General features: G+C 40.1%; 23 protein-coding genes. 1 reads left to right on the top strand and 22 read right to left on the bottom strand.

Annotated features, from left to right (window positions below; translation table 11 throughout):
- Nucleotides 1-80 precede the first annotated feature (80 nt).
- The 18 genes from glyA to NSQ62_RS02310 form a co-directional block, all read right to left on the bottom strand.
- Nucleotides 81-1325, bottom strand: coding sequence for a serine hydroxymethyltransferase (gene glyA / locus NSQ62_RS02395; RefSeq protein WP_341322333.1), 1245 nt, complete (start codon nt 1323-1325; stop codon nt 81-83).
- Nucleotides 1326-1402: 77 nt separating this feature from the next.
- Nucleotides 1403-1948: a TIGR01440 family protein gene (locus NSQ62_RS02390; protein WP_341322332.1), complete on the bottom strand. Its 546-nt coding sequence runs from the start codon at nt 1946-1948 to the stop codon at nt 1403-1405.
- Nucleotides 1949-1956: 8 nt separating this feature from the next.
- Nucleotides 1957-2403 carry a ribose 5-phosphate isomerase B gene (gene rpiB / locus NSQ62_RS02385; protein WP_341322331.1) on the bottom strand — a complete coding sequence of 149 codons (447 nt, stop codon included), beginning with the start codon at nt 2401-2403 and terminating at the stop codon, nt 1957-1959.
- Between the two features lie 240 nt (nt 2404-2643).
- A complete protein-coding gene (locus NSQ62_RS02380; RefSeq protein WP_341322330.1) occupies nt 2644-3933 on the bottom strand; it encodes a HAMP domain-containing methyl-accepting chemotaxis protein in 1290 nt (429 codons plus the stop codon).
- A gap of 7 nt (nt 3934-3940) precedes the next feature.
- Nucleotides 3941-4381, bottom strand: a complete 441-nt coding sequence (locus NSQ62_RS02375) for a low molecular weight protein arginine phosphatase (protein WP_341322329.1) — start codon at nt 4379-4381, stop codon at nt 3941-3943.
- 13 nt (nt 4382-4394) lie between these two features.
- On the bottom strand, nt 4395-4889 hold the full coding sequence (locus NSQ62_RS02370) for a manganese efflux pump (protein ID WP_341322328.1): 495 nt from the start codon (nt 4887-4889) through the stop codon (nt 4395-4397).
- A 114-nt stretch (nt 4890-5003) separates the two neighbouring features.
- A complete protein-coding gene (locus NSQ62_RS02365) occupies nt 5004-6038 on the bottom strand; it encodes an L-threonylcarbamoyladenylate synthase (protein WP_341322327.1) in 1035 nt (344 codons plus the stop codon).
- A gap of 46 nt (nt 6039-6084) precedes the next feature.
- On the bottom strand, nt 6085-6684 hold the full coding sequence (locus NSQ62_RS02360; RefSeq protein ID WP_341322326.1) for a stage II sporulation protein R: 600 nt from the start codon (nt 6682-6684) through the stop codon (nt 6085-6087).
- A 44-nt stretch (nt 6685-6728) separates the two neighbouring features.
- Complete coding sequence (prmC, locus tag NSQ62_RS02355) at nt 6729-7583, bottom strand: peptide chain release factor N(5)-glutamine methyltransferase (RefSeq protein ID WP_341322325.1); 855 nt, start codon at nt 7581-7583, stop codon at nt 6729-6731.
- Nucleotides 7583-8653: a peptide chain release factor 1 gene (prfA, locus tag NSQ62_RS02350; RefSeq protein ID WP_341322324.1), complete on the bottom strand. Its 1071-nt coding sequence runs from the start codon at nt 8651-8653 to the stop codon at nt 7583-7585. The genes prmC and prfA overlap by 1 nt, the downstream gene beginning before the upstream one ends.
- A gap of 149 nt (nt 8654-8802) precedes the next feature.
- Nucleotides 8803-9375: a thymidine kinase gene (locus tag NSQ62_RS02345; RefSeq protein WP_341322323.1), complete on the bottom strand. Its 573-nt coding sequence runs from the start codon at nt 9373-9375 to the stop codon at nt 8803-8805.
- A gap of 623 nt (nt 9376-9998) precedes the next feature.
- Complete coding sequence (gene rpmE, locus NSQ62_RS02340) at nt 9999-10199, bottom strand: 50S ribosomal protein L31 (protein ID WP_341322322.1); 201 nt, start codon at nt 10197-10199, stop codon at nt 9999-10001.
- A gap of 290 nt (nt 10200-10489) precedes the next feature.
- Nucleotides 10490-11773 carry a transcription termination factor Rho gene (rho, locus tag NSQ62_RS02335; RefSeq protein WP_341322321.1) on the bottom strand — a complete coding sequence of 428 codons (1284 nt, stop codon included), beginning with the start codon at nt 11771-11773 and terminating at the stop codon, nt 10490-10492.
- A gap of 215 nt (nt 11774-11988) precedes the next feature.
- Nucleotides 11989-12954 carry a class II fructose-bisphosphatase gene (gene glpX / locus NSQ62_RS02330; RefSeq protein WP_341322320.1) on the bottom strand — a complete coding sequence of 322 codons (966 nt, stop codon included), beginning with the start codon at nt 12952-12954 and terminating at the stop codon, nt 11989-11991.
- An 87-nt stretch (nt 12955-13041) separates the two neighbouring features.
- Complete coding sequence (locus NSQ62_RS02325; RefSeq protein ID WP_341322319.1) at nt 13042-14319, bottom strand: UDP-N-acetylglucosamine 1-carboxyvinyltransferase; 1278 nt, start codon at nt 14317-14319, stop codon at nt 13042-13044.
- Nucleotides 14320-14472: 153 nt separating this feature from the next.
- A complete protein-coding gene (gene fsa / locus NSQ62_RS02320; RefSeq protein WP_341322318.1) occupies nt 14473-15123 on the bottom strand; it encodes a fructose-6-phosphate aldolase in 651 nt (216 codons plus the stop codon).
- Nucleotides 15124-15277: 154 nt separating this feature from the next.
- On the bottom strand, nt 15278-16132 hold the full coding sequence (locus tag NSQ62_RS02315; RefSeq protein ID WP_341322317.1) for a class II fructose-bisphosphate aldolase: 855 nt from the start codon (nt 16130-16132) through the stop codon (nt 15278-15280).
- 191 nt (nt 16133-16323) lie between these two features.
- Nucleotides 16324-16695, bottom strand: coding sequence for a response regulator (locus tag NSQ62_RS02310; protein WP_341322316.1), 372 nt, complete (start codon nt 16693-16695; stop codon nt 16324-16326).
- Between the two features lie 136 nt (nt 16696-16831).
- Here NSQ62_RS02310 and NSQ62_RS02305 point away from each other — a divergent pair, with 136 nt between their 5' ends.
- A complete protein-coding gene (locus NSQ62_RS02305) occupies nt 16832-17392 on the top strand; it encodes a DUF2529 family protein (RefSeq protein ID WP_341322315.1) in 561 nt (186 codons plus the stop codon).
- A gap of 303 nt (nt 17393-17695) precedes the next feature.
- Here NSQ62_RS02305 and NSQ62_RS02300 read toward each other — a convergent pair whose 3' ends face one another.
- From NSQ62_RS02300 to NSQ62_RS02285, 4 genes are all read right to left on the bottom strand, one after another.
- Nucleotides 17696-19300, bottom strand: coding sequence for a CTP synthase (locus tag NSQ62_RS02300; RefSeq protein ID WP_341322314.1), 1605 nt, complete (start codon nt 19298-19300; stop codon nt 17696-17698).
- A gap of 229 nt (nt 19301-19529) precedes the next feature.
- Entirely contained in the window at nt 19530-20087 is a 558-nt protein-coding gene (rpoE, locus tag NSQ62_RS02295) for a DNA-directed RNA polymerase subunit delta (protein WP_341322313.1), read from the bottom strand.
- A 515-nt stretch (nt 20088-20602) separates the two neighbouring features.
- On the bottom strand, nt 20603-23845 hold the full coding sequence (gene icmF / locus NSQ62_RS02290) for a fused isobutyryl-CoA mutase/GTPase IcmF (RefSeq protein WP_341322312.1): 3243 nt from the start codon (nt 23843-23845) through the stop codon (nt 20603-20605).
- A gap of 86 nt (nt 23846-23931) precedes the next feature.
- On the bottom strand, nt 23932-24570 hold the full coding sequence (locus NSQ62_RS02285; protein WP_341322311.1) for a TetR/AcrR family transcriptional regulator: 639 nt from the start codon (nt 24568-24570) through the stop codon (nt 23932-23934).
- Nucleotide 24571 lies beyond the last annotated feature (1 nt).

Raw genomic sequence — 24571 nt, 5'->3', positions numbered from 1 at the left:
AAATATTGTCACATTACAATAAAAAAAAACCTCCTTATGCCCTATTCAGGTTATAAAGAGGTTTTCGTAATATTACTAGATTATGCGTATAAAGGATATTTTGCTGTTAACGCTTCTACACGCTCACGAGCTTGCGCTTTTACGGCTGCATCTTCTGGGTTTTTTAGCACTAATGCCATGATTTTACCCACTTCGATTGCATCCTCTTCTTTGAAGCCGCGAGAAGTAATCGCTGCTGTACCAACGCGAACACCCGATGTTACGAATGGTTTTTCTGTATCGTAAGGGATTGTGTTTTTGTTTGTAGTAATCGCCACTTCATCAAGTACGTGCTCTGCTACTTTACCAGTTAAGCCTAAAGATTTTACATTTAATAGTAATAAGTGGTTGTCTGTACCACCTGATACGATTTCAACGCCTTCTTCTTGTAAGCTTGCCGCTAATGCTACTGCGTTTAACTTAATTTGTTTGGCATACTCTTTGAATTCAGGTTGTAATGCTTCGCCAAATGCTACTGCTTTTGCAGCGATTACGTGCATTAATGGGCCACCTTGAATTCCTGGGAATACTGATTTATTTAATTCTTTTTCCCATTTTTCGTCTTTTGATAAAATCATACCGCCACGAGGACCGCGTAATGTTTTGTGCGTTGTTGTTGTAACAAAGTCAGCGTATGGTACTGGGCTCATATGCTCACCAGTCGCGACTAAACCTGCAATGTGTGCCATATCTACCATGAAGTACGCACCTACTTCATCCGCAATTTCACGGAATTTCGCGAAGTCGATTGCACGCGGATAAGCTGATGCACCTGCAACGATTAGTTTTGGTTTTGATTCTAATGCTTTTTGACGAACATCTTCATAGTCGATTACGTTTGTATCTGCTGTTACACCGTACTCAACGAAGTTATATAAAATACCAGAGAAGTTTACTGGAGAACCGTGTGTTAAGTGACCACCGTGTGAAAGGTTCATCCCAAGTACTGTGTCGCCTGGTTGTAAAATTGTGTGGTATACAGCCATGTTAGCTTGTGCACCTGAGTGTGGTTGTACGTTTACATAAGCTGCACCGAATAATTCTTTTGCACGATCACGCGCGATATCTTCTACTACATCTACATGCTCGCAGCCACCGTAGTAACGTTTACCTGGGTAACCTTCTGCATATTTATTTGTAAGGTAAGAGCCTTGCGCTTCCATCACTGCTTCTGATACGAAGTTTTCTGATGCGATTAACTCGATGTTTGTGTTTTGACGCTTTTTCTCTAATAAAATTGCGTCTAAGATTGCCTTGTCTTGTCCTGCTAATTTTTCAAATGCCATTTGTCTAAATCCTCCTAAATTTTGTTTCGAACGAATTTCGAAGTTTCCAATTCAAAATGATATGTAGTAACGTAACGTTACTTATATTGCGCACGTTCGCCACCGATAAGCTTTGGACGTGTTGTAGCTAATGTAATGACTGCCTCTCCGACATACTTTACTGATGTACGAATTGGTACGGCAACATGTTTTAAATGCATGCCGATTAGTGTTTGGCCAAGATCAATACCCGCATGAGCATTCAGGGCTTCTACGACAACCGGTTCGTTCATTTGTGTATAGGCGTAAGCAGACATCGAGCCACCTGCTGTTCGTACAGGTACGACGGAAACAGGCTCTAAATGGTACTGTTTAGCGGCTGCTGCTTCTAATGTAAGCGCACGGTTAATGTGCTCACAGCCTTGGAAAACTAAATACATCTTATGTTTGTGTGCAAATTTTAACAACACTTCATAGAGTGTTTGCGCCACATCGAGTGCACCAGCTGTTCCGATTTTTTCGCCGATGATTTCGGACGTTGAACAGCCGACAACAAATAACTGATTTTCGGTAAACTTCACTTGCTGCTCGAATTCATGTAGGGCACTAGCCAACTGATGCTGAACATCGTGTAAGTTTGTCATTTGGTCACCTACTGTTGTTGTTCTTCGATTTCAGAGATTTTTTCAACGCGACGTACGTGACGACCGCCTTCGAATTCTGCATGTAACCAAGTTGTTACGATTTCACGTGCAAGACCTGCGCCAATTACGCGCTCACCCATTGCTAAAATGTTTGAGTCATTATGGTTACGTGTTGCTTTTGCTGAGAATGTATCGTGTACTAATGCACAACGAATGCCTTTAAATTTGTTGGCAGCGATTGAAATACCAATCCCTGTTCCGCAAATTAAAATCCCTTTGTCAAATTCACCTGATGCTACTCGTTCTGCAACTGGGCGTGCATAGTCTGGATAGTCAACTGAATCGTTTGATTGTGGACCGAAGTCTTCATAACTGATCGCTAATTCATCTAATAGCGCCATAATTTCTTTACGTAAATTATTGCCGCCATGATCTGAAGAAATGGCAATTTTCATAGAGGGTTTCCTCCCTAATGTTTATTCTTTTATATTCACCAACAGTGTACCATTTATTACATCAGAATGACACGTGTTTTGTGCAATGATTTTGAATTTTTAGTATAAAACACGAATATTTGAGCGCACTTCGCTATAATCGTTAGTTTTTTACGTATATTTGATTCTATCTTGTGCTTTAATATACGTGAAAAAGCATTGCATCCTCCAAAAAGATGCAATGCTCAAGTTTCTATTTATTTAGCTACGATCGAACTGCTGAATCATTTTATATAGCTCAGCTGATTGCTTTTGTAAATCTGTCGCTAATGCTTCTACTTGTTTGATGGCATACGACTGTTCATTTGATGCAGCATTCACTTCCTGTGCGCTTGCCGAAGTTTGCTCGGCGATAGCCGCTACTTCTTGTGATTGGCGCGATGTACGTTCAATATTTTGCATTTGCTGACCAACTAATTGCGAAATTTGAACAACGTCATCAGCCATTTGATGTACAGCTTTTGACATACCTTCTACTGCCGTCGTTGTTTCAGATACGCGTGAAGACTCGCTAACAGCAAATGTAACTTGTTCGTGCATTTGTGAAACGACAACGTTTACATTTTGCTGCATCGTTTTGACTAGTTCGGTAATGCCTTTTACTGCATTTGCACTCTCGTCTGCTAAGCCGCGGACTTCTTCAGCAACGACCGCAAAGCCTTTGCCATGTTCCCCTGCACGTGCTGCTTCAATGGAGGCATTCAGTGCAAGTAAGTTGGTTTGTCCTGCAATATCCCCTACTAGGCCGATAATACGCTCAATTTGCCCGGCATTTTTTTCAAGCTCACGAATATTACCTAACGCATGTTCATTGTCAGACGCAATTTTTTGGATGCTCAGTACAACTCCATTAATGGCTTGCGTTGTAGATGATAAATTCGTTAAAATTTCGTTTGAACGATTCGCTGATTCTAAGGCTTTATTGTTTACTTCTGTCGCTAATTCACGTACTTCTTCAAGCGCTTCGGCTGTTTCTTGAATCGCCATTGCCGAAGAATCCGCACCTGATGAAATGTGTGAAATATTCATTGAAATCGCAACCGCATTTTTAGATACGGAGCTACTTTGCTCGGATAACGCTTCAATTGTCGCATCTGTTGATTTATAGTTTTCTTCAATTCCGTTTACCATTTTGCGTAAGTTCACAACCATCGCTTGGAATGCTTCCCCAACTGTACGAATTTCGTCGTTTGTTTTTGGCATATCGACATCCTTACCAATCTTACCCTCTGCTACTTGATTCGCACTGTTTTCTAAACGTTGTAATGGACGAACAATGATTAAACTAAAAATTGCAGCGAGTATGCATGACCAGAGAACCCCTAACGCATATGTAAAAATTTGATAAAGAATCGGGCTTGTTTCAGGGAAAAACATTGGTTGAATATATTCTATAAAGATAAAACTTGCTGTATACGTAATTGCCGCCAAAATCCCCACGAACAATACGAGCTTACGTCGTAGCGTAAAGATTTTTTTCTTTGTCTCCATGTTATATTTATTCCTCCGTTCGTATTTTTTTCGCTAATTTTTCAATTGCTGCATTTAATTGTTCAAACGTCTGTTCATAGACAAAGACATTGCCACCATAGGGGTCTTGAATATCCTGTACATCCATTCCCACATATTCATTTAATGTAAATGTTTTATGACCTACATCATCGACTAAACGTAAAACCATTTCCTTATGCGCTGTGGTCATCGTTAAAATAAGGTCTGCCCACTGTGCATCTTGTTCATTAAAGAGCGATGATTGATGATGATGTTCTATATTATTTTGATTTAACACAACCTGTGCATTTTGTGACATTGCGCTTCCCTGCTGTGCATAAATACCAGCAGAACGCACCTCTAGATTTTCGATGTTTTTATTCTTTAAAATCATTGCTGCCATTGGACTTCTGCAAGTATTGCCCGTACAAATAAAGTAAATATTCATCTCGTACCATTCCTTATTCCAGTAGTAAAATACTCATAATGATTAATAATAATCCTGCCATTCTTTTTAACAAGTCATTTTTGAAAATTGTATTTTTTTGCGCAATGACGAGGGCAATATATGACAATACCAACGTAGAAAATCCTGCACTTATAATAAAAAGATATTTTTCTAACTTTAGCATACCAAAAGATAGGCTAACTGAAAAGGTATCAAAACTCGCAAATATTGCGATAATAGGCAAAGTTTTTGCTGGAAAATCTTCATTTTTTCTCGACAATAGCAATTGTAAGCCTATGAAAAATAATAATAACACAGAAATACCATTAGACCATTGTACTAACACTTCGCCGAGCCATTCTCCAAAGTAAAAGCCAATTAACGGAAAAACCATATGTAAACAGGCTGTCCAACATGCGAGCAGCCATTTATATTTTACATTGTTCGCTACTAAAAACAGTGCTACTACATCAAATGACATCACTATGCCTGCCACAATTTCCTGCATATTGCCCTTCTTTCTTTGGTTATTTTACTTTTGTCCTCCTATACGTTATGCGTTTACCTTAACAAAAAATCCATACTCTACACAGTATTTGTGTAAAATATGGATTCTCATCACTTAATATTGATACCAGTTCCCGCCTGCTGCTTTTTCAAGACGATTCATAATAGCCGTACCGACACCTTTTCGCTCGGTAGTCGTTGCTAAAATAATCGTTGCATCGGTTTTGTCACATGCACGCAGCGCATCATATAAGTTAGCACTCATTTGCTCTAGCTCATATTCATGACCAAATGAAAAATAATAATCAGCATTTACTGCTGCAAAATTCTCAGGCGCAAGTACCGCTACTTTATGTTGTTGCTGCTGCAGCGTTTGTACAGCTTGCTGCATTATTTGCAAATCTTGTTCTATTAAATACACCGGTGCGTTTGGTGCGTAGTGTGTATATTTCATGCCTGGTGCTTTTGGTGTTGCTTCGATTTTTTGTTGCTCAAAGTTCGGTTCCAGTACAGGGCCAATCACTTCTTCAAGCATTTCTTTCGTAACACCACCTGGACGTAAAATAACCGGCTGCGCTAACGTTACATCAAGTACCGTTGATTCCACACCAATACCTGTCATGCCACCATCTAAAATACATGGAATAATCCCTTGTAAATCTTCAAATACATGACTAGCCTTTGTTGGACTCGGCTTGCCACTACGATTCGCGCTCGGTGCAGCGAGTGGTTTTTTTAATGTTTGTAATAACTTTAACGCAACGGGGTGATCTGGCATACGCAGTCCTACCGTTTGCATACCTGGTGTTACACTTTCTGCGAGTACATTTGGTTTTACATGCATCACGAGTGTTAGTGGCCCCGGCCAAAAGGCAGCCATACATTTTTTGGCGATTTCAGGGATATCCACAACATACCGGTTCACTTCTTCTATTGTGCCAATGTGGACAATCAGTGGATTATCAGAAGGACGACCTTTCGCTGCAAAGATTTTTTTAACGGCTTGTTCATCTGTCGCTACTGCCCCTAAACCATAAACAGTCTCCGTTGGAAAAGCGACCACTTGTCCATCATTTAATAAATGCACAGCTTGTGTATAATTTTCTGAATTATCCACAAAATCATCCACAGTTAGTAATACTGTCTCCATCTTTTAATCTCCTTTCTACTAGCTTTCCACATTCACTATCCACAATTTACAACTCATTCACAATTTTCTGTGGGTAATTTTCTGAAATTTGTGGATTATTTTTCGTTTTCTTTTTATGCCACCATTCTGAAAGATACGATGGTGGACGTTTTATTTCTGTTTGCTCTTTAGGTAAGCAAAGCGTTGGAAACACTGCACAAAACCAGTTTTCCCCGCGCCCTTGTCCAATAACAATCGTTAAAGAATGGTAATAGTTTTGTGGATAAAATGTATTAAATTGCCATTTAGGCGGGATTAAGTTATCCCCAAATTCATAGCGTAATGTTAATTGTGGGTAAGTTTTCTGAATTTCGTGAAAAATGCCCTCTACACTGTGGATATCTGGTGTAACGGTATCCAAACTTGCCATCTGTTCTAGCATGTTTTCCACAACTTGCTGTTTGATCAGCTGATCTTGTTGTGACGAGCTATTTGCTATAACGCGTACTTTAAAGTCGTCACTTAACTGCCCGCGATCCGCCTGTACACCCTCTACAAATGTCGGCACAATAAGAAACGCACTATATAAAACAAATGTGATAGCAAGTAACTTTAGACTCGCAATCCACCAGATTGGCTTTGTTGAAATCTCGTAATCATGTAACATCTTCATTCCTCCTTGCAACTCATTGTTTGCAAGGTTAGAAGATTTTATTCACTGATTTCACAAAATACCATACGATCTTTGCCATTAATATCTTTCACGACTGAAACTTCAGCTTGTGGGAAGTGCTTTTGGAAATACCTCGCGACTGCTTGACCTTGTGTATAACCGATTTCAAGACCAATAAGACCAGGCTTATTCATCAAGGCAGGTAATTGTTCTGCTAACTTACGATATAAAATAAGTCCCTCTTCTTCCGCAAAGAGTGCACTATGCGGCTCATGCGCTACGACGATATCTGACATTGTCGGCAAATCGGCAAGTGCGATATAGGGTGGGTTTGATAGCACGACATCCCACTTTTTTTGTGCGATAGGTGCTGTTAAGTCGCCTTCTAAAAATGTGATATCTGCCTGCAGATTTGCTGCATTTTTCTGCGCTGTTTTTAAGGCGACAGCTGACAGGTCTGTTGCAGTTACAGTAAGTTGCGGGCATTCCTTTTTCATCGTAATCGCAATTGCCCCACTACCTGTTCCGATATCCACAAGTGTTAAATCATTTTTGTGAAATAACGTATTCATTCGTTCCATTGTACCGACGATTAATTCCTCTGTTTCAGGACGTGGAATTAATACCGATTCATCGACCTCAAATGTACGCCCATAAAACTCTTCCACACCCGTAATGTATTGCACAGGACGCCCTTTACTATGCGCATCTAAAAACCGCTCCAATTGCTCGTGCTGTTGCTCCGTGATTGGATCGTGCATTTTCATCATGAGTCCAGAATAATTTGTTTGCAAAATATGCTGAAGTAGCAGTCGTGCTGCATTTCCTTCGCGACCATTGTCCTCTAAAAAAGAAGAAGCCCAATTAAGGGCCTCAAAAATGGTTTTATTCATTAGTCGTTCAGACCAGCAAGACGTGTTGCTTGCTCATCTAAAATAAGTGCATCGATAATTTCATCCATTTTACCTTCAACGATTTGGTCTAATTTTTGAATCGTTAAACCAATACGGTGATCTGTTACACGGTTTTGTGGATAGTTATACGTACGAATACGTTCAGAACGGTCGCCTGTTCCGACAGCAGACTTACGTGTCGAATCGATTTCTGCTTGTGCTTCTGCACGGTTTTTTTCCGCTACACGCGCGACTAAGATTTTCATCGCTTTTTCACGGTTTTTAATTTGTGAACGCTCATCTTGCATCGATACAACAACACCTGTTGGTAAATGGACCATACGAACAGCTGACATCGTTGTATTTACCGATTGACCACCCGCACCTGAAGAGGCGAATGTATCGACACGGATATCTTTTTCATGAATTTCTACATCTTCTACATGCATCTCTGGAAGACATGCTACTGTTGCTGTTGATGTATGAATTCGACCTTGTGATTCAGTTGCTGGAATACGTTGTACGCGGTGTGCGCCACTTTCGTATTTGAATTTTGAGTAAGCCCCTTGCCCATTAATCATAAAGATAATTTCCTTATAACCACCTGATGGGTTTGGCGTAGCTTCCATAATTTCAATTTTCCAGCCTTGTGTTTCCGCATAGCGAGAGTACATACGGTATAAGTCGCCCGCAAAGATGTTCGCTTCGTCACCACCGGCAGCACCACGAACCTCCATAATTACGTTTTTCGAATCATTCGGGTCTTTTGGAATTAATAAAATACGTAGACGCTCTTCGTATACAGGAATTTGTTTGTTTAAATCATTAAACTCTTCCTTCATCATTTCTAGCATCTCTGGATCTTTTTCCGCTTCCATTAATTCACGTGTATCTGCGAACTGCTCTTTTACTGATTTGTATTCGCGGTAAACTTCTACCATTTCTTGGATATCCGATTGCTCTTTTGAATATTCACGTAACTTGTTTGAATCACTAACGATATCTGGATCACTTAGTAATTCATTTAATCTTTCGTAACGGTCTTCAACCGCCTGTAAACGATCAAACATGTATTTCACCTCTAGAGATAATTTTTATATTTATATTAAACCGATTCTATCGCTTGAATCTTCATAAAATGCACCTATACTAGTATAAAGAAATTCTGCGCTTGTTGCTACCTATATGCTGAAACTTTCTTAAGTTCTGTGCTTGAAAATTAGAGCGGTGGGTTTGTGTGGCATTTACGGCATACTGGGTAATAATTATCATTACCCCCAATTTGAATTTGATCACCTGCTCGCACGGGTTTTTTATGTTCATCCACGCGTATATTCATTGTCGCTTTTTTGTGACAGAACCAGCAAATCGTCTTCATCTCTTCGATTTTATCCGCATAAATCAACATGTAGCGACTGCCTTCGAACAATTCGTTTTGGAAATCATTTTTTAAACCAAAGCCCATGACCGGAATGTTCAGTTCATCCACAATTTGAGTAAGTTGAAGAACGTGCTCCTTTGTTAAAAACTGCACTTCATCTACTAGTACACAATACAGATGTTCATTGTGGTTTTTCACAATTTCATAAAGGTTTGTATCTTCAAATATTGCGGTTGCAGGTCGACGTAATCCAATACGACTCGAAACAACCCCTACTTCATCTCGTGTATCAATGCCCGATGTAAAAATTAAGACCGGTTTATTTTGTTCTTCGTAGTTATGCGCTACTTTTAAAATCTCAATCGATTTCCCACTATTCATCGCACCATGCTTGTAAAATAATTGTGCCATTATTATCTAAACCCCATTTCGTACGTTTTTCGGAAGATTATTGGTTCACCGTCATAAGTTAGGGAATCGGTTCTGCTGCGCTACGGTTGTAAACGCGTTGGAGCAAAGTGGTTTTATCCCCAAGTCCGTTGAAGCGAATTTGTTTGTGGCTCACCCTTCGCGGCACGCTATTTTGGTATAAAGTGAAATTTTGTAAAAATAGCGTTTCTTTATAACAGACCGCTACCAAGAAGCTCAGCCGATCATTTCCGCTCTCCGCCGCCTCGCGCTAGCGCAAGCGGCTTAATTTGGTGTTCTTCACTTTACTTTATAACGAGGGCAAAAGTTTATGATTGGCGGTCCTCGCAAACGGCAACAAAGACAGTGATAAAGACACGTATCACGTGGCTTTGTCGCGGTCTTGCCGTAGCACGCCAATCAAACAAGGAAAACCTTATACGAGAACAGCCCCTAAAACTGGTGACACACCAAATTCTTTCCGAGAAAAAACCTTGAGTACAACACTCAAGGTTCATTTTCACTTCTTCTATCTTAGCTATTTTTAAGCGTTTCGTCTATTCGCAATCGTACCGTTTTCAAAAATAAAAAACCCATCTCCACAAATGTGGAAATGGGTCACGATATTACTTGATACCGTATTTTTTGTTGAATTTATCAACACGACCGTCAGCAGAAGCAAACTTTTGACGACCTGTGTAGAATGGGTGACATTCGTTACAGAACTCGATCACGATTTTTTCTTTTACTGAACCCGTTTCAAAAGTGTTACCGCAAGAGCAAGAAACTGTTGCAGTTTTGTAATCTGGGTGGATACCTTGTTTCATATTCGTTTTCTCCTCTCGCCCTGAACCATCCGGAACAGAGTATTTTCGAACTGCACCTTACATAGCCCGAATATATCATTGCCTAGACAATGTTTAAAGGTCAGCTATATATGTACACGTTACATACCTAAAGAATTATAGCAAGATTGTTTTGTAGTTGCAACTATTTTATTTTAAATTTTTGTATCTACGTTAAAGCGCCAACTTCTCGGTCATTTCTGCAAAAGTGGGAACGCATTTACTTTTGCGTCAAGCCCCTCAATGCTTAACATAGTTGAAGGGCACTTCTATTATAGTAACCCTTTACCGTTCGTTGCTTTTTTCATATCTGCATCAAGTTTCGCGAAGAACTCTTCGTTTGATTTCGTTGGACGTAATTTACGTAAGAACTTCTCGGCAAAGTCTGAAGAATCGCTGAATGTTTTACGGATTGCCCATAATTTTTCTAGCTGCTCTTTTGGAATAAGTAATTCTTCTTTACGCGTACCTGAGCGACGAATATCCATCGCTGGGAAAATACGACGTTCTGCTAAATTACGGTCTAGGTGTAGCTCTAAGTTACCTGTCCCTTTAAATTCCTCGTAAATGACTTCATCCATACGACTACCTGTATCCACAAGTGCTGTTGCTAAAATCGTTAAACTACCGCCGTCTTCGATGTTACGTGCAGAACCGAAGAAACGTTTTGGGCGGTGGAATGCAGCTGGGTCAATACCACCTGAAAGTGTACGGCCACTTGGTGGAATGACTAAGTTATAGGCACGTGCAAGACGCGTAATTGAATCCATTAAAATAATTACATCACGTTTATGCTCGACTAAACGACGCGCACGCTCTAATACTATTTCTGCCACTTTTACATGGTTTTCTGGCACTTGGTCAAATGTTGATGATACAACATCTGCCTTTACTGAACGCTCAATGTCCGTTACCTCTTCAGGACGCTCATCGATTAATAGCACGATTAATTCTGCTTCTGGATAGTTCGTTGTAATTGAATTGGCGATTTCTTTTAATAGCGATGTTTTACCTGCTTTTGGCGGGGCAACAATTAAACCACGCTGTCCAAAACCAACTGGTGCTACTAAATCCATAATACGTGTCGAAATAGCTGATGACGTTGTTTCTAATTTCATATGGCGATCTGGGTAAAGTGGCGTTAATGCAGGGAAATGCACACGCTCTTTTGCCACTTCAGGGTCTTCACCATTTACAGCATCCACTTGTAACAAGCCGTAATAACGCTCATTTTCTTTTGGTGGACGCACTTTCCCTGAAACTTTATCCCCGTTACGTAAATCAAAACGACGGATTTGTGATGCTGAGATATAAATATCTTCCTTTGATGGCGAATAGTTAATCGGACGTAAGAAGCCGAAACCATCTGTCGGAATGATTTCAAGAACGCCTTCCATGAAGAAGAAGCCTTCTTGTTCAGAACGTGATTTTAAAATCGCAAAAATCAGTTCCTTTTTATTTAACTTGCTAGCATTAGTTAATTTATATTGCTTCGCTAAAGCATATAATTCCTTTAACGTCATGCTTTCTAATTGAGCAATTGTTAATGCTGTCATATATTTTCTCCAGTCTTATTTAAAATTTTCTATTCTCGGGTAGTAACTCATGAATTGTAGAACGTAAGGGTTTATAAGAAGAAGGTATACTTACTTTATTTGAAGATGCCCGGCAAAAATTTACCGGGCACTAATTATATAATAACGTAAATGATATGAAAATAGTTATTTTCTTTATCAATTACACAGAGGTTTTAACTTCAAAAAGTTAGGAGTTATTTTTGACCGTATCTTGGTTTTTTCGCAATACTGTGACGGCCTTCGATGAAACGAACTGTACCTGATTTCGCGCGCATAACAACTGAATGTGTTAACGCGTAAGAACCTTTGTACTGAACACCACGTAAAAGCTCTGAATCGGTTACAGCTGTTGCTGCAAAAATCGCGTCATCACCTTTAACCAAGTCATCCATCATAAGTACTTTGTCTACGTCGATACCCATTTTTTTGCATCGTTCTAACTGTTCTTCATCTTCTGGTACTAATTTCGCTTGGAAATCGCCACCTAAGCATTTTAAAGCAACAGCTGAAATAACGCCTTCTGGAGCGCCACCCATACCGAACATAATATCAATACCAGTTTCGTCAAATGCTGTGTTAATCGCTGCACCAACATCACCGTCTTGAATAAATTTAATACGTGCACCTGCTTCGCGAATTTCATCAACGATCGCTTGGTGACGTGGACGGTCAAGTAATGTTGCTACTACGTCAGAAATGTCTTTGTTTTTCGCTTTTGCTACTTGTAATAAGTTATATGTTACAGAGGCATTAATATCAACTTTACCTGCTGCTTCTGGGCCTACAGCAATTTTCTCCATGTACATATCCGGTGCGTTTAATAGGTTACCACGGTCTGCGATTGCAAGAACTGTCATGGCGCCGTTTGTACCTTTTGCAACGATATTTGTACCTTCTAATGGATCGACTGCAATATCAACTTCCGGTCCGCCGTTACGAAGTCCTAATTCTTCACCGATGTATAGCATTGGTGCTTCATCCATTTCACCTTCACCAATTACAACTGTTGCATGCATTGGGATTGTATCAAACATAACGCGCATCGCTGTTGTTGCTGCGTCGTCTGCTTCGTTTTTAAGTCCGCGCCCCATCCATTTTGCTGATGCAATTGCTGCTGCTTCTGTTACACGAACTACTTCCATTGATAAACTACGTTCCATTTTCTATTGCCTCCTGATTATTCGGTTAAGCCGAAACTTACAGACTATTCGCTGTATGAATTAATATGAAAACTTACATCCGTTATTTTACGCCTTATTATTCGTATTTGCCACGATTGATTCTTTTCGAATGTCGGCGCCCAGTGCACATAACTTTTCAATTAGCTCACTATAGCCGCGCTCAATGTGATAAATATCGTGAATTTCTGTTTCACCTTTTGCAATTAACCCCGCAAGTACAAGCGCGGCGCCTGCACGCAAATCGGTTGCCGTTACTTTTGAACCTTCTAATGCTACTGGACCTTGAATAATTGCGGTATTGCCTTCAACACGAGCCTTCGCACTCATACGACGAAGCTCATCAATATGCTTAAAGCGAGCAGAATAAATGGTATCTGTCACCATCGATGTACCTTCCGCTTGTGTCATTAATACCGACAGTGGCTGCTGTACGTCTGTTGGAATACCAGGATACACGAGCGTTTTTACATCTACGGCACGGAAATTTTCTTGCTTTGGAATGTAAATGCTCTCTTCGTTCTCCTCAATTTTCACGCCCATTTCACGTAGCTTCGATGTAACCGATTCTAAATGTAATGGAATGACATTATCGATTTCTACCCCATCACCGATTGCTGCAGCCATCACCATAAAGGTTGCCGCCTCGATGCGATCTGGAATAATCGTATGCTTTGTACCTGTTAACTCATCAACGCCTTCAATACGAATGACGCTTGTTCCGGCACCTTTAATTTTTGCGCCCATATTCGTTAACAATGTTGCAACATCGATAATTTCTGGCTCTTTTGCTGCGTTTTCGATTACTGTTTTTCCTTTTGCACGTACGGCTGCAAGCATAATGTTGATTGTTGCACCAACACTTGCCACATCTAAATAAATTTTCGCGCCGATTAATTCATCCGCACGTAAATAAATCGCACCGTGCTCATTTGTTACCTTAGCACCTAAAGCTTCAAAGCCTTTAATATGCTGATCGATTGGACGTGGGCCTAAAAAACAGCCGCCTGGTAAACCGATAACAGCCTTTTTGAAACGACCTAGCATCGCACCCATCATGTAATAAGAGGCACGCAGCTTTTTTACGTTGCCATTTGGCAGAGGCATCGCGACCATTTTTGATGGATCAATCGTCATTTTGCCGTTTTCAAATGTTACTTCGCCGCCGATTTCTTCTAATAATGCTTTTAACGTCCATGCATCTGAAATTTCAGGAATTCCGCCAATCGTAACGGAAGAACCTGCCAAAATCGATGCAGGAATTAAAGCGACGGCACTATTTTTTGCCCCACTAACTGTTACTTTACCTTGTAGGCGATTACCGCCTCGAATTTTATAAACATCCATTTTGAGTTCTCCCTTACTTTACAATTGGACAAATTATATAGCATTGTTTTCCGTTGAAGTGGACGCAGAAGCAATACCTTTGCGCTTCTGTCGCTTCACCACTTCCACTTCAAACAATAAATAATTCAAAATGCTATATATAGGTTAATATTATTATTTCCCTTCACGCTTTGCCCAATCCGCTAAAAATCCTTCGATTCCCTTGTCTGTTAATGGATGTTTGAACAATTGTTGTAATACTTTATAAGGTGTTGTTGAAATATGTGCACCTGCTAAAGCTGCTGCTTGAATATGTTGCGGATGACGGATTGAAGCAGCGATAATTTCTGTTTCAATGCCGTGAATGGCAAACATTTCAGCAATTGTAGAAATTAATTCTGATCCGTCTTGACCGATATCGTCTAAACGACCGATGAATGGTGATACGTATGTAGCACCTGCACGCGCGGCCATTAACGCTTGGTTTGCCGAGAAAATTAATGTGACATTTGTTTTGATGCCTTTGTTTGCAAAGTGACGGCAAGCTGTTAGACCAGCTGGAGTCATTGGTAATTTTACCGTGATGTTTGGATGAATGGCTGCTAGCTCTTCCCCTTCACGAATCATCCCTTCTGCATCTAAAGAAATAACCTCACCAGAAACCGAACCGTTTACTAATTCTGCAATTTCGCGTAGGCGATCGTGGAAGTTCACGCCTTCTTCTTTTGCTACTAATGATGGGTTTGTTGTAACGCCTGATAAAATACCCCAGTTATATGCTTCTTTGATTTCGTCAAAGTTTGCTGTATCAATAAAAAATTTCATGTTAGACCCTCCGAAAAAAATGATTTCTATTTTCTGCTTTCATTTACGAAAACGCATCCCGCCCACATGTGAACGAGATGCTTTTTTGAAAACAACTGTTCACGAAGAAAAGTGCTCCAGAGTAGGGCACTTTTGCATCATGTATCCAAATAAATTACGCCTTTTGTGAGCTACCGAATTCGCGCATTTTGCCAATTACTGTTGTTTTAATCGCTTCACGAGCTGGACCTAAGAATTTACGTGGATCGTACGTTTTCTTGTCATTATCTAAAAACTCACGGATTACTTTTGAAGCCGCGATTTGATTTTCTGTGTTTACGTTAATTTTTGCCGTACCTAAAGAAACTGAACGTTGGATATCTTTTGTTGGAATTCCCGTACCGCCGTGTAATACTAAAGGTAAGTCTGTTAATGTTGAGATTTCTTCCATTTCAGTGAAACCTAAATTCGGTTCACCTTTGTATGGACCGTGTACAGAGCCAAGTGCAGGCGCTAAGCAATCAATATTTGTTGCTTCTACTAACGCTTTACATTCTTGAGGATTTGCGTACATAATACCACCGATTACGCCGTCTTCTTCCCCACCAACTGTGCCTAATTCTGCTTCAACTGATACACCCTTAGCGTGCGCATATGCTACAACTTCTTTTGTAATAGCTACGTTTTCTTCGAATGAGTGGTGAGAAGCGTCGATCATTACTGAAGTGAATCCAGCATCGATTGCTGCTTTACATTTATCAAAGCTTGAACCGTGGTCTAAGTGAATTGCAACAGGAACTGTGATGTTCATGTCTTGCATTAAACCTTCAACAATTTTTACAACTGTGTAGAAACCGCCCATGTATTTTCCTGCGCCTTCAGAAACACCTAAAATAACTGGTGAATTTTCTTCTTGTGCTGCCGCTAAAATCGCTTGTGTCCATTCTAAGTTGTTAATGTTGAATTGACCAACTGCATAACCTTCTGCCTTTGCTTTAATTAACATTTCTTTCATTGAAACTAATGCCATTATTAAAATCCTCCTCGAAGATAGTTAGATGATTTGCTACTAGAAAAACATAAATTGCATCATATGCTTTATGAAGTACCGTATTTTCTGCCATATCTCACGTTAAATTGGTGATGTTTTGACAAAAAACATTCAGATTAATCATAACAAAAACAGACAGTATGCGCTACTGCCTGCCGACGTGTTTTTCACTATATTTTTTCTGGAATCGCTAATATTTTTTTCACTTCATCCCGCATCTCAAAAATATTAAAAGGCTTTGTAAAATATTTTGCGACTCCCAATTCTGTAGCACTGTCAATCATATGCTGCTCAACATAAGCAGTCATCATGACAACGGGGATAGTTGGCTGGATTGCTTTTAAGCGTTCCAAAATCTCCAATCCGTCCATTCCCGGAATTTTCATATCTAATAATGCACAATCAAGTGTCGTTGTTTCTGCAATTTTCAACGCATCAAAGCCGTTTGCAGCTAAATGTGTGTGAAACCCTTCTTTTTTAAATACCTCATTTAATAGCAATCGAATACCGGGCTGATCATCCACAATTAATATTTCCTTCAAATTCATTCCCCTTATTAAGTTGATGTGTAAGTAATATATTTCTATTATTAATTATAAATTCCTTCTTTAGCAAGCTAAATTTTGCGTGTTTTGCTTTTTTCTACCTTGGATTTTATAATAGTTTTGAGGTGGAACTATGTCAAAAATTTTAACAACACAACTAACGGGCCTTTTTCAACGTATCGGGCAATCCGAAGAAGAGGCTATTGAAGAAACAGCGCGCTTACTTGCACAAGCAGCAATTGGTCAAGGAACCGTGTATTTTGCAACATTTGGTGAACTGGAAGCAATTGCGATTCAAGCAGAGCAAGGCGTACAGCCTTTTGCAAAATTTGCACGCTACGATGAGGCAATTGAATTAATGCCCGCCGACCGCGTCATAATTTTTACGCGTCAGGCATCTGACGAACAGGCACTTCTGTTAGCACGAAAGCTCCATAAAGAGTTCATTCCATTTTCAGCTGTTGCAAGCGAAGTCGCATCAGATGACAATGAATTAAGCGATTTAGCCTACACATATATTTCATTAAAAATGCGTGGTGGTATTTTACCACATCCAACTAAGCTTGGTGAGCGCATCGTTTTCCCACATATTATGGCGGCGTTATACATTTACGAAGCGATAAAAATGGAATTTGATGAAATGGTTGCTGGTGATGAGGATGACGAAGAGGAAACCGCTTCACCATTTGCTTAAAAATAGGGGCATTACCATAATTAGAGGATGACAAAATAACTTTTTCACAATCTGCCGCCTCGCGATATCGCAAGCGGCTTAGTTTTGTGTTTTTCACTTCACTTTATTACGAAGACAAAAGTTTATGATTGGTGGGCCTCGCAAACGGCAATAAAGGCAGTGATAAAGACACGTATCACGTGGCTTAATCGCTGTCTTGCCGTAGCCCACCAATCACTACAGTAAAATTTTATTAGAAACCGCAACAGTAAAAAGCGGATTTAGAAAACCTATCGTTTTCTAAATCCGTTTTTCGTTTTTCTATTATTTACGGTTATTGAAAGCCGCGCCTACGAATTCACGGAATAGTGGTTGTGGGCGTTGTGGGCGTGAGATTAATTCTGGGTGGAATTGGCCTGCCACGAAGAATTTTTTCTCTGGTAATTCAATGATTTCAACTAGCTTATTGTCAGGAGAAGTACCTGAGAATACCATACCTGCTGCTTCCATTGCTTCACGGAATTCGTTATTGAACTCATAACGGTGACGGTGACGCTCGTATACTAACGCTTCGCCGTTATATGCAGCGCGTGCAACTGAACCTTCTTTTAATTTACATGGATATAAACCAAGACGTAATGTACCGCCTAAATCTGTATCTTCTGATTGATCTGGTAAGAAGTCGATGATTGGGTACTTCGTATCTTTATTTAATTCTGTAGAGTGTGCGCCCTCTAAGTTTAATACGTTACGCGCAAATTCTACTGTTGCCATTTGCATACCTAAGCAAATACCGAAGAATGGTACGTCGTTTTCACGTGCATAGCGCGTTGCTTCGATTTTTCCTTCAACACCACGGTCACCGAAGCCACCAGGTACTAAAATACCGTCTACATGGCTTAATAGCTCGTCCACATTTTCTGCTGTTACGTGCTCTGCATTAATCCATTCGATTTCGATATCTGAATTGTACACATAACCTGCGTGTTTTAATGCTTCTACTACTGAGATATAAGCATCTTGTAGCTCTACATATTTACCAACTAATGCAATACGTGTTTTGTGTTCTAAATGTTTTACCAACTCTACAAGCTCTTTCCAATCTTCCATATCTGCTTTTGGTGCTTTGATGCCGAAATGGTCAAGTACGATTTGGTCGAAGCCTTGTGCATGTAAGTTAAGTGGTACTTCATATAAGTGCTCTGCATCACGAGATTCAATAATATCTGAAGCACGTACGTCACAGAATAACGCGATTTTTTCTTTCATGTCTTGAGGTACAGGTTGTTCTGTACGTAACACGATGATATTTGGCTGAATACCTAACGAACGCAACTCTTTTACTGAGTGTTGTGTTGGTTTTGTTTTCATTTCGCCTGCTGCTTTAATGTAAGGCATTAACGTACAGTGGATGTACATTACGTTGTCATGACCTAAGTCACGGCGCATTTGACGAATCGCTTCTAAGAATGAAAGTGATTCAAAGTCCCCTACCGTACCACCGATTTCCGTGATAACTACGTCAGCAGAAGTTTCGCGACCTGCACGTTGTACGCGGTCTTTAATTTCATTTGTTACGTGTGGAATTACTTGAACTGTACCACCGTTGTAATCGCCACGACGCTCTTTGTTTAGTACTGCTTGGTACACCTTACCAGAAGTTACCGTTGAGTGTTTCCCAAGGTTAATGTCGATGAAACGCTCATAGTGACCTAAGTCTAAATCTGCTTCTGCGCCATCATCTGTTACGAACACTTCACCATGTTGGTACGGGCTCATTGTACCTGGATCGATGTTTAAATATGGGTCAAATTTTTGGATTGTTACTTCTAATCCACGGTTTTTTAATAAACGGCCTAATGATGCTGCGACGATCCCTTTACCAAGTGATGAAACGACGCCACCCGTTACGAAAATATACTTTGTCATTCTACATACTCCTCCTCGTTACTAAACAAATTAGAAAAACATTCGTTGCCTATGCAAATGAATGTTTTTCCAAATAGATGTGCTATAAAATAAAAAAACGCTCCTCCTGCAATTGCAGGGGGAGCGTATAAGATATACGGTCAATCTCCTTTTTAAAGGAGCCCAATTTAAAGATTATACGGAAGTGAAATAGAAGTCAAGTACTTTGAATGAAAAATTCAAGGGGTACTTATTTTAAATCTTCGTCTTCGATTTCTTCTTCTTCGTCTTCTTCAATAATGAAGCCGTCTTCTTCTTCGATTAATTCTTCGTCGATGTCTGCATCGATGTCTTCGATTTCTTCTTCAACGAAATCGATATCTTCTTCAGCGTCATCTGCATCATCTTCTTCTACGAATTCATCGTAGTCTTCTTCGAATAATACATCTTCTTCATCCAGTTCAACTAACTCTTCGTCTTCGTCAGCAACTTTTGCTTTCTTTTTACGAGATTTAATTGTTGGTGCAGTTTCTTCTTCGATTGTTTCAACTTTGTACCATTCACGTAAGCCCCAACCATTCTCATGGTTTAATAAGAAACGGCCTTCTACGTTTAAGTCTGTATAGAATTGTACTAAACGAGACTTTAGGTCCTCATCTGAAATACCGTTTAATTTTTGGATCTCTTTTAATAGATCGTTTAAAGGCATTGCTTGTTTTGTATCTTCTAAAAGTGCATATGCTAAGTCGATTAACGACTCTTCTGCTAATTGCTCATCTGTTAAGCCACGAAAGTTCAAATCGTGCACGTCCTTTCCTTTATCACATGTTTGTTTATCAATTACGCCCCGGCGTAATTGCGTTCGGATTCGACTTTTCGCTCGAAAAGAACTTCTCTTCGAATCCGTAACATCTGCCGAAGACCTTAACTTTATTCAGTTGGTGATTACTCACCGACTGAAATAAAGTTAAGCATAATACCCATTATATACAAACATGCTACTACTATGCTAGTTTCATTTCTTGTTTTTTAAATTTGTTGCTTTTTTGTACGCAACGTAAAACAAAATTAATGATAACAGAAGTAGCGGTATCGCGGCTAGTTGTTTGTTATATAAAAAGAAGGTCCCCACAAGGCAAACTAGAATTAAAATATAATGTAAGTATTGTCGCACTATGCCGTACCTTCTTTCTGTAAATTTTTTCGTATTACTTAGTATAACGAAAATTTTAACAAACGTGGACTTTCAAACCGCGATTTTTATATTTTTTGCAAAATTTTAATGCTAAAAGAATTTATGACGACTAAAGTAGCATTTTTTGTTTACATGTTTCGGCGATATTGTCCGCCAACTTCATATAATGCGTTTGTAATTTGACCTAGGCTCGCAACCTTTACTGTTTCCATGAGCTGTTCGAAAATATTACCGTTTGTTTTTGCCACTTGCTTTAACGCCTCAATTGCGGCTTCATTCGATGAAATGTGACGCTGTTTAAAGCTCTCTAGATTCGCAATTTGTAAATCCTTTTCGTCTGTTGATGCACGTGCAATTTCCATATTGTTAATCGCTTCATCTGACGCTGGATTTGGATTTAAATACGTGTTCACGCCGATGATTGGTAGTTCACCTGAATGCTTCAAGTGCTCATAGTACATCGATTCTTCTTGAATTTTACCGCGCTGATACTGCGTTTCCATGGCACCTAGTACCCCACCACGATCATTAATACGGTCGAATTCTTCTAACACTGCTTGCTCTACGAGTTGCGTTAATTCTTCAATAATGAACGCCCCTTGTAATGGGTTTTCGTTTTTCGATAGGCCGTGCTCTTTTGTAATAATCATTTGAATCGCCATCGCGCGTCTCACGGATTCTTCCGTTGGTGTTGTAATTGCTTCGTCATAGGCATTTGTGTGCAGTGAGTTACAGTTATCTTGAAGTGCCATTAACGCCTGCAATGTTGTACGAATATCATTGAAATCAATTTCCTGTGCGTGTAAAGAACGGCCGGATGTTTGAATATGGTATTTCAACTTTTGTGAACGTTCATTCGCACCATACTTATCGCGCATAACAACGGCCCAAATACGGCGTGCCACACGACCAATCACTGTGTACTCTGGGTCTAAGCCATTTGAGAAGAAGAAGCTTAAGTTCGGCGCAAAGTCATCGATATTCATTCCGCGGCTTAAGTAATATTCCACGTACGTAAAGCCATTTGCCAGTGTAAAGGCTAATTGTGAAATCGGGTTCGCCCCAGCTTCTGCGATGTGGTAGCCCGAAATCGACACAGAATAGTAGTTACGTACTTTATGATCGATGAAATACTGTTGAATATCACCCATCATACGTAATGCAAATTCGGTAGAGAAAATACATGTATTTTGTCCTTGATCTTCTTTTAAAATATCGGCCTGCACCGTACCGCGCACAACTTGTAACGTCTGTTCACGTGTTTCAGTAAATTCTTCTACCGTTAACGTACGACCAAGTTCTGCTTCACGCTTTTGTACTTGTTGGTCAATGGCCGTATTCATAAACATTGCGAGAATGATTGGTGCTGGTCCGTTAATCGTCATTGACACAGACGTAGACGGTGCACATAAATCAAAGCCTGCATACAGCTTTTTCATATCGTCTAGCGTACAAATACTTACACCAGACTCCCCTACTTTCCCGTAAATATCGGGACGTGTATGTGGGTCTTCACCGTATAATGTTACGGAGTCAAATGCCGTTGAAAGGCGTTTTGCATCATCGTCTTTTGATAAGTAGTGGAAGCGTTTGTTTGTACGCTCTGGTGTACCTTCGCCCGCAAATTGACGCTTCGGATCTTCACCTTCACGCTTGAACGGGAAAACGCCTGCTGTATACGGGAACTCGCCTGGTACATTTTCTTTGTATACCCAACGTAAAATATCGCCGTAATCTTTAAAGCTTGGCAGTGCAACTCTTGGAATTTTTAAGCCAGACAGTGATTCTGTGCGTAAAGTCGTTTTAATTTCTTTATCGCGTACTTTTGTAATGAACTCATCACCGGCGTACGCCTCTTTCAGTGTTTGCCAATTTGTTAGAATACGTTTTGATTCGTTTGTTAGTTCGTTTTGTACGCCTTCAATTAATGCATCTAGTGAGGCGATTAATGCGTTTTCTGTCTCTGCTAATTGCAGCTTTGTTCCTTCAAGCTGATACCATTTCGTTGCAAGGATCGCTTGCTGCTCAGCTTGCTTATGATAATTACGTACCGTTTCTGACAGTTCACGTAAATAATAACGACGGTCATTCGGAATGACGATATTTTGCTTTTGCGTTTTTACAAATTGCTCATAAGATGTTTGCCAATCCAAGCCGAACTTTTCATTAATTTTCGCTACAAGTGCTGCGAATAATGAATTCGTACCTAAATCATTAAATTGTGAGGCAATCGTACCGAACACTGGCATTGTATCGATTGCGTCATCCCATAGTTCACGTGAGCGTTGGAATTGCTTTTGTACTTGGCGCAGTGCATCTTCTGATCCTTTACGTTCAAATTTGTTGATGGCAATTAAATCGGCGTAATCAATCATATCGATTTTTTCTAGCTGTGTTGGCGCACCAAATTCACTTGTCATCACATACATCGACAGGTCTGTATAATTGGTGATTTCTGCGTCACCTTGACCAATCCCACTTGTTTCAACGACGATTAAGTCAAAACCTGCTGCGCGTACGACATCCAATACATCGCCAATTGAGCTTGATAATTCTGTACGAGAGCCGCGTGTAGCCAGACTTCGCATATACACACGATTATTGAAAATGGCGTTCATACGAATACGGTCACCAAGCAGTGCGCCGCCTGTTTTTTGCTTTGTTGGGTCAACTGATAAAATCGCGATTTTTTTATCTGGGAACTCTTGTAGGAAACGGCGAATCAATTCATCGGTTAAGGATGATTTACCCGCTCCCCCTGTACCTGTAATCCCTAAAATCGGTGTATTTTTTGATTTTGTGCGCGCCAGTTCTAACATAGCGTCGATTTCTTCCGTGCCGCCTTTTTCAGCCGCTGTAATTAAATTTGCCAAAATCTCAGGCGTGTTTGTTGTTAATTTTTCAACAAGCTCGTTGTAATTTCCCTGTAATGTTGAATAATCCGCGCCCTCTAGCTTTCTATTAATCATGCCTTGTAAGCCCATTTGTCGGCCATCCTCCGGCGAGAAAATCCCTGCAATACCGTATTGATGAAGCTCTTTAATTTCACGCGGTAGGATTACCCCACCACCACCGCCGTAAATTTTAATATGCGGTGCGCCTTTTTCACGCAGAAGGTCATACATATATTTAAAGTACTCCATATGACCGCCTTGATAAGAAGATACCGCCACCCCTTGCGCATCCTCTTGAATCGCGGCGTTTACTACTTCTTCCACCGAACGATTATGCCCTAAGTGAATAACTTCCGCGCCGCTTGACTGTAAAATACGGCGCATAATATTAACAGATGCGTCGTGCCCATCAAACAAGCTTGATGCCGTTACGAAACGGACGTAGTTTTTTGGTTTGTATGCTTCGATTTTCCCCATGTTGTATTAACCCCTTTGTTATCTCAGAATAATGAAAAACTGCCACATAAAGCTCCGTTTTTCTCGCGCTCTACATGGCAGTTTTCTTAATGTTCTTCAAACTGCATAATGCCTTGTAAAAACATCGTTGTTTGCAATTTTATATAATCTTCAATTGTGTAACGTTTTTTTAGTGCCCATTTACGAAATGCCCAACTTTGCCCTTGAACAACAATTTGATTGGCCGCTAAATAGATCGCGTCATCTGATAACGTTAAATTACCTGCTTCTACACAGCCCTTTAGCATGCGTTCGAAAATTGCCACCATCTCTAGTTCTTTATCCAAAATGTAGTGCATCGCCTCTTTTGGAAGCGACTTCGTTTCTTGGTACATAATCGTAAATTCTTCAGGCATTGTATCAATCAATAAATAATATTGCTGGATTGCTTCCTCAAGTGCTGTAATCGTGCCATTATCAGCCGGAAATTGCGATAAGCATTTTGTTACTTCATTAAAAATATCGTCGCACACTAAAAACAGCACATCTTCCTTCGTTCGAATGTATTCATATAAGGTGCCGATGCTAAATCCTGCTGCTTTTGCGAGCTCACGTGTTGTGGCACGGTGAAAGCCTTTTTCTTTAAAGAGCTTCACCCCGGCATTCACAATTTGCTGACGACGCTCGAGTATTTTATTTTCATCTTTTATTGACGAGATCACATGCAACTTATCGTTAGTTGCCATA

Source organism: Solibacillus sp. FSL H8-0523, from assembly GCF_038051985.1.
Classification (GTDB): Bacteria; Bacillota; Bacilli; order Bacillales_A; family Planococcaceae; genus Solibacillus.
The sequence above is the reverse complement of the archived record's forward strand: the minus strand, read 5'-3'. Positions and strand labels throughout refer to the sequence as shown.

What these genes read in the sequence shown, in the direction of transcription:
- rho (WP_341322321.1), bottom strand. Translation starts at nt 11,773, where the DNA reads ATGACAGCATTAACAATTGCTCAATTAGAAAGCATGACGTTAAAGGAA.
- rpiB (WP_341322331.1), bottom strand. Translation starts at nt 2,403, where the DNA reads ATGAAAATTGCCATTTCTTCAGATCATGGCGGCAATAATTTACGTAAA.
- glyA (WP_341322333.1), bottom strand. Translation starts at nt 1,325, where the DNA reads ATGGCATTTGAAAAATTAGCAGGACAAGACAAGGCAATCTTAGACGCA.
- NSQ62_RS02300 (WP_341322314.1), bottom strand. Translation starts at nt 19,300, where the DNA reads ATGACAAAGTATATTTTCGTAACGGGTGGCGTCGTTTCATCACTTGGT.
- fsa (WP_341322318.1), bottom strand. Translation starts at nt 15,123, where the DNA reads ATGAAATTTTTTATTGATACAGCAAACTTTGACGAAATCAAAGAAGCA.
- prmC (WP_341322325.1), bottom strand. Translation starts at nt 7,583, where the DNA reads ATGAATAAAACCATTTTTGAGGCCCTTAATTGGGCTTCTTCTTTTTTA.
- NSQ62_RS02315 (WP_341322317.1), bottom strand. Translation starts at nt 16,132, where the DNA reads ATGGCATTAGTTTCAATGAAAGAAATGTTAATTAAAGCAAAGGCAGAA.
- NSQ62_RS02360 (WP_341322326.1), bottom strand. Translation starts at nt 6,684, where the DNA reads ATGTTACATGATTACGAGATTTCAACAAAGCCAATCTGGTGGATTGCG.
- NSQ62_RS02370 (WP_341322328.1), bottom strand. Translation starts at nt 4,889, where the DNA reads ATGCAGGAAATTGTGGCAGGCATAGTGATGTCATTTGATGTAGTAGCA.
- rpmE (WP_341322322.1), bottom strand. Translation starts at nt 10,199, where the DNA reads ATGAAACAAGGTATCCACCCAGATTACAAAACTGCAACAGTTTCTTGC.
- icmF (WP_341322312.1), bottom strand. Translation starts at nt 23,845, where the DNA reads ATGGGGAAAATCGAAGCATACAAACCAAAAAACTACGTCCGTTTCGTA.
- NSQ62_RS02345 (WP_341322323.1), bottom strand. Translation starts at nt 9,375, where the DNA reads ATGGCACAATTATTTTACAAGCATGGTGCGATGAATAGTGGGAAATCG.
- NSQ62_RS02380 (WP_341322330.1), bottom strand. Translation starts at nt 3,933, where the DNA reads ATGGAGACAAAGAAAAAAATCTTTACGCTACGACGTAAGCTCGTATTG.
- glpX (WP_341322320.1), bottom strand. Translation starts at nt 12,954, where the DNA reads ATGGAACGTAGTTTATCAATGGAAGTAGTTCGTGTAACAGAAGCAGCA.
- NSQ62_RS02375 (WP_341322329.1), bottom strand. Translation starts at nt 4,381, where the DNA reads ATGAATATTTACTTTATTTGTACGGGCAATACTTGCAGAAGTCCAATG.
- NSQ62_RS02305 (WP_341322315.1), top strand. Translation starts at nt 16,832, where the DNA reads ATGTCAAAAATTTTAACAACACAACTAACGGGCCTTTTTCAACGTATC.
- NSQ62_RS02365 (WP_341322327.1), bottom strand. Translation starts at nt 6,038, where the DNA reads ATGGAGACAGTATTACTAACTGTGGATGATTTTGTGGATAATTCAGAA.
- NSQ62_RS02285 (WP_341322311.1), bottom strand. Translation starts at nt 24,570, where the DNA reads ATGGCAACTAACGATAAGTTGCATGTGATCTCGTCAATAAAAGATGAA.
- NSQ62_RS02325 (WP_341322319.1), bottom strand. Translation starts at nt 14,319, where the DNA reads ATGGATGTTTATAAAATTCGAGGCGGTAATCGCCTACAAGGTAAAGTA.
- NSQ62_RS02390 (WP_341322332.1), bottom strand. Translation starts at nt 1,948, where the DNA reads ATGACAAACTTACACGATGTTCAGCATCAGTTGGCTAGTGCCCTACAT.
- prfA (WP_341322324.1), bottom strand. Translation starts at nt 8,653, where the DNA reads ATGTTTGATCGTTTACAGGCGGTTGAAGACCGTTACGAAAGATTAAAT.